General features: G+C 41.1%; 5 protein-coding genes and 1 pseudogene. 4 read left to right on the top strand and 2 right to left on the bottom strand.

The genetic code is table 11. The features are described 5' to 3' along the window. The first annotated feature begins 412 nt into the window (after window positions 1-412). Window positions 413-1,477 (top strand): HlyD family secretion protein, encoded by a 1,065-nt coding sequence (locus ACFFAP_RS36770; RefSeq protein ID WP_375515824.1) that lies wholly within the window; start codon window positions 413-415, stop codon window positions 1,475-1,477. A 465-nt stretch (window positions 1,478-1,942) separates the two neighbouring features. Here the strand turns inward: ACFFAP_RS36770 and ACFFAP_RS36765 are convergent, their stop codons facing one another. After that, a complete protein-coding gene (locus tag ACFFAP_RS36765) occupies window positions 1,943-2,110 on the bottom strand; it encodes a hypothetical protein (protein WP_375515823.1) in 168 nt (55 codons plus the stop codon). A gap of 37 nt (window positions 2,111-2,147) precedes the next feature. Between ACFFAP_RS36765 and ACFFAP_RS36760 the strand changes: the two genes are divergently transcribed. Genes ACFFAP_RS36760 through ACFFAP_RS36750 form a run of 3 tightly spaced genes read left to right on the top strand, consistent with a single transcriptional unit; the run spans window position 2,148 to window position 3,231 of the window. After that, the gene (locus ACFFAP_RS36760) at window positions 2,148-2,720 is read left to right on the top strand and encodes a choice-of-anchor tandem repeat NxxGxxAF-containing protein (protein WP_375515822.1); all 573 of its coding nucleotides are present in this window, start codon (window positions 2,148-2,150) and stop codon (window positions 2,718-2,720) included. After that, on the top strand, window positions 2,686-2,919 hold the full coding sequence (locus tag ACFFAP_RS36755; protein WP_375515821.1) for a PEP-CTERM sorting domain-containing protein: 234 nt from the start codon (window positions 2,686-2,688) through the stop codon (window positions 2,917-2,919). The genes ACFFAP_RS36760 and ACFFAP_RS36755 overlap by 35 nt, the downstream gene beginning before the upstream one ends. A gap of 9 nt (window positions 2,920-2,928) precedes the next feature. Continuing rightward, window positions 2,929-3,231, top strand: a complete 303-nt coding sequence (locus ACFFAP_RS36750; protein ID WP_375515820.1) for a hypothetical protein — start codon at window positions 2,929-2,931, stop codon at window positions 3,229-3,231. Between the two features lie 515 nt (window positions 3,232-3,746). Here the strand turns inward: ACFFAP_RS36750 and ACFFAP_RS36745 are convergent. Beyond that, window positions 3,747-4,063: pseudogene (locus ACFFAP_RS36745) on the bottom strand (transposase); the annotation flags it as partial. Between the last annotated feature and the right edge of the window lie 52 nt (window positions 4,064-4,115).

Raw genomic sequence — 4,115 nt, 5'->3', positions numbered from 1 at the left:
CCCGCTCTTTGACTATTGACAGACTGCAAAAATCCTTAACTTGTTACGAATCCTTACAGTCTTAGGCGATTGGGAGTATACCACATTGACATCTACCGCCCAGCACGACTAGATCCGCAAGTCCCAATTGAAGATACCATTGGAGCGATCGCTTGATTCTTCGGTGATAACTCCCGGTTCGCTCATTTTCTAAACGGTTAGAAAAAAGACGCAACACAAGAATAAAGGTTTTGCAATGTCTAGGGGAGTTATACACACGTCATTAGCTCAACTTTATCCAATTTATTTTTGCCGACGATGAAGCTATTTTGAGGTAATTATACATTCAAGTAATATTTGCCGTATTCTGTAAACAGACTGTTAAATAGTGCCAATAATTATACTGAAATCTTTTTTTACAGAAATATCACTGATGAAACTTAAAAATTTTTTACACCAGTCCCAACAAGTTACTAGATTATCAGAACAAAAAACTCCCGTTGTGTCACAACAGGAGCCAACTAACACTTCTACTGAATCGAACAATGCTCTCAAGGAAAGATTATCACCTCCTTGGGTTCGGCATCTACTACTACTTACAGGATTGGGAGTGTTGTTTAGTGTAGTTGCAGTTTATATAGCTAATTATGCTTATGAGCAATGGCAATATATGCAAAGATATTTAGAAACTGATAATGCTTATGTTACCGCAGAGATTAACCCTGTGACTAGTCGTGTATCAGGAATAGTTACTGAGATTAAATTCAATGATAATCAAATGGTATCTCCAGGTATGGTATTAGTGAAAGTTGACAAAGGCAACTATCAATTATCTTTGGCACAAGCAAAAACATCTTTAGAATTAGCTAAACAGCAAACAACATTGGCACAGGCAAAAATTCCAAAAATTGCTATTGAGATTCAATCACCACAAGCAGTTCCTGAAAACAAAAACGCTCAAATACAACAACGAGCTTTGATTAAAAAAAGAACTTTACAAGCGCAAGCCTTCAATCAGCAAAAGAAGATAAATGAGCAACAATATAAGATAGCGTTGGCTACTTTTATTCAAAAGCAGCTAGAGGTAAAAAAAGCCCAACTAGAGTTGAACTACACTGACATTGCGACTCCGGTCGGTGGAATAGTTGGGAATAAAAACGTCCAAGTAGGACAGCAGGTACTTCCAGGACAAACTCTTTTATCGATAATACAGCCACGTCCTTGGATTATTGCCTATTTTCCCGAAAAGCAGTTAGAAAAAATACAGCCAGAGCAAAAGGTAAAAATCACAGTTTCAGCCTTTGCTAATCGGCAGTTTCAAGGCAAGGTAGATAGTATTGCTTTTATGCCACAAGATAATCTGACTACTAATTCAGCTTCTAGTAATTCATTACATGAAATTCCTGTCAAGATTCTATTTGATAAGTCAAGTCTTCAAGGTTACGAATCTCGATTTACTCCGGGAATGTCAGCAGTTGTAAAAGTTGAAATTAAATGAAACTTATTAAAATTGCTGAGTGATCATCAGAAGCGATCGTATTTCAGAACCAATGTGTTTTCATCCTCTTGCAAGGATGCTAGTCTAAGGCTTGACTCGCAAGGAAGCCTTCTAATCAAAATAGCTATTGTTTGTGTAAATGGATACCCCAGAATTTCTTAGAGGAAAAAAAGGAAAGTGAAGGCGTTGGCGATCGCTCCCCTAAACCCGTTAACAGGTTTCTTGCGTTCCAGTTCTGAGGAATAATCTACTGGGAAAGTAACTCCCAGTGATGACCTTGGAACCCAATCAGCTAAACCTATTTCCAAACGTAAAACCCACACCAACACAACCGAGCAGAGGCGCTGGTGATGAGTACTGATGCCGCTGAAATGGAAATCTCAGATTTTTGACTATTAGCAACGGGTGAGGGAAACCAAGCCAGTGCAGCAGGTAACATTATTCGCGATCGCACCCTATATCTAATTAAGAGGCTTTGGGTTTGATGAACTTAAGAGTCATGCTTCGGCGTAGCCCGTCGCAGACATCGCTCTCTCCAATAGTGAGAAAGCGTTGCCTATCTTTTTGACCTTGGCTCAAGGTTGGTGGGAATGTTACCACTGTTGTTACACCAAGCGATGGTTTGTTTGTCACCAGCCTATCACTCGGCGCGTTCAACGATAGTGGTACATTGGCTTTCGGCCTTTTAAAAGACTTTGGTAATAGCGGTTCCATCGCTACTGGCAATGGTGGATCTTTGACAACTGTAGCAGACACTAGCGGTATATTTAGCTTTTTCAACCAGCCGGCTGTGATTAACGACGCTAATGTAGTGGCTTTTCAAGCTAATTTAAAAGATGGACGAACAGGTGTCTTCACGATCAAAGATGGGTCAATTACAACTGTCGCTGATAATACTAATCCCTCCTTTGATGGATTCGGCGAGGTTGGCATTAACAATGCAGGAACGGTAGTATTTACTGCTAGTCTAGGGGGTGGAGTTGATGGGTTATTTACAAGCGACGGTGAAACAATTACACCTATTGCCGACACCAATGGCCCCTTTAGCCAGTTGTTTCGTCCTGCAATTAATCACAACAATGAAGTGGTTTTCGGTGCAATATTAAATGGTGAGTCACAAAATGGTTTAGCTGACGGTATCTTCACAGGATCAGACCCCATTGCAGATAAGGTGATTGGTGTTGGAGACTCTCTTTATAGGTGGCACTGTGACGAATGTTTTTTTAAGCGGGAGTCTAAATAATTCCAGTCAAATCTCATTTTATGCCGAGCTTATAGATGACAGTGGTAAAACTATCAACGGTATTTTCCGTGCAGATCCAGTGTTGAAATCAATTCCTGAATCAAGTTCTACATTAGGTCTACTAGCTCTGGGCGCTCTAGGCATCAGTGTAGCTCTCAGAGGTAAACAACACCCTAGCGATCGCCTACGCTCTTGTTAAGCTAATGTTATGAAAATTCCTGACTGCTTCGGCGTAGCCCGCCTTCGGCATCGCTGCCTCCTCTACTCACACGATCCTCACCTCGTCTGTGCTGTTCACCCAGCAGGGCCACAGGAAAACAGTTGTTTGGACTTTCGAGAAGACCCCGACATTGAACCAGCAGAACTGCGGGAACCAGAAGGGGCAAGCTACTACAACGGCGAACTAATGGGAGCAACCACAGCAGCGACGTACACCAGAGGAACAATTAGAATTACTAGATTGGCATCCAATGTTTACCGGCAGGTGTTCCCAGTGTCGCGCATCCTTTGACCGGGATTATACAGCGTGGGTGCATTAGGACTGCCCGTGTGGGTGGATGGATGATACTGTGTAGGACAATTTCTTGAAAACTCTATGTAATTTCCTACTTAAACTTGACGGATAACTCACACTGACATTTTGCTATTGAATTTAGTAACGTCTTCTCCTTCAAAGATGCACTTCTTAGATGTAATATTTATGAAATTACCCCAAACAAAAATTTTGAGATGAGAAAAGTGTCTTTAATTATCCCCTTAGCTATCTTAGCTTTTAGCAGTGTAGTTGTTAACAGCCAGGAAAGCTCCTCCTCCAATACTTAAGTAGGTGGGTGGGAAAATTTATAAGTATGTAACAAAAATTTAACCTGAAGAATTGGAGTTAAATTTGACACGCTCCGTACTGTAGTTTCCTTTTTTTCCCCTAGCTTGAATACCATCAATTACAGCGTAAGCAAGGTCTAGCTCATCATCGAATATTTGCCCACATAGTTCATTTTTCTTAAGGTGTTGCCACTCCAATTCAATGGGGTTCATTTCGGAGCAATATTCGGGTAAAAAGAAGATGTACAAACCCATCTGTTCCCATTTTGACCATAGCTTTTGTACTTTTTTGCATCGGTGTATAGGCCCGAAAGGACTGCACAATTACCCTAGTACGTCCCGTTCTTTGGGCATCAGCCGCAACATGGCTCCATTATTTGGATATAAGACTTCCGGTTAACGCCTCCGATCACCAAACCATAAACAAAACTGATCAAAGGTTGAAGAAACCCAATAATGCTTAATCTGCAACCACGGCGTTTTGTTTGTTCCAAACGTTTTTGCTCACCTCTAAAGTAATAACCCAAGTTGCTAGTTATGTTTGCAGGTGTTCAGATGGCGTTGCATAAATAA

Source organism: uncultured Nostoc sp. (genome assembly GCF_964245575.1).
In the GTDB taxonomy this organism is placed as follows: Bacteria; Cyanobacteriota; Cyanobacteriia; order Cyanobacteriales; family Nostocaceae; genus Nostoc.
The sequence above is the reverse complement of the archived record's forward strand: the minus strand, read 5'-3'. Positions and strand labels throughout refer to the sequence as shown.

Bases quoted from the DNA above. Each gene is read 5' to 3' on its own strand.
- ACFFAP_RS36770 (WP_375515824.1), top strand. From the start codon at position 413: ATGAAACTTAAAAATTTTTTACACCAGTCCCAACAAGTTACTAGATTA.
- ACFFAP_RS36750 (WP_375515820.1), top strand. From the start codon at position 2,929: ATGAAAATTCCTGACTGCTTCGGCGTAGCCCGCCTTCGGCATCGCTGC.